This window comes from Lunatimonas salinarum (assembly GCF_017811155.1).
GTDB lineage: Bacteria > Bacteroidota > Bacteroidia > Cytophagales > Cyclobacteriaceae > Lunatimonas > Lunatimonas salinarum.
In genome coordinates this window covers 1-480 of record NZ_JACVCV010000118.1, presented here as the reverse complement: position 1 = coordinate 480, position 480 = coordinate 1, and the positions used below count along the sequence as shown (strand labels likewise).

Sequence of the window (480 nt, the reverse complement as noted above, 5' to 3'; positions counted from 1 at the left end):
TTAGAATATTTAGCTAAAAATATAACCTGATAAATTCCAGCTTTAAGTAGATCAGTAAGGCAGCGTCCGATTTACCTAAATGTCGGCCCGATGACGATATCAGAACCGGGATATGTGTATATTTATCCCCTTGACCGCCATGGTGCCGGGCCTAAGTCCCTACCACTTTGGGTTTAACAACCCGGTACGCTACAGTGACCCGATGGGATTGATGGGGGATGATGCAGGAATGTGGGGTACGGGGAATACCTATGCATCAAACTACTCCCAGAATCCCTTTGACCTTATGCCAAAGGCTGGCGGATTTACCGGCCCGGGTTCGGGGAATCACTGGTCTGATCAGTATAGGGATCCCTATCATAATTGGATGTCGATGGATACCGATGGATTCAGGGATTTCTATGGCCTTGACAATGGTTTTGGTAGAACCAATTTTGAAAGAGCTATGGAATTGACTGGGAGTTTTACGGGTATAGGATC

The 480-nt window shown here is 46.2% G+C and carries 1 protein-coding gene; it reads left to right on the top strand.

Annotated elements, in window-relative coordinates; all coding sequences use genetic code 11:
- Window positions 1-112 precede the first annotated feature (112 nt).
- On the top strand, window positions 113-480 hold a 368-nt coding region (locus tag IAQ59_RS22150), incomplete at its 3' end, for a hypothetical protein (protein ID WP_209333029.1).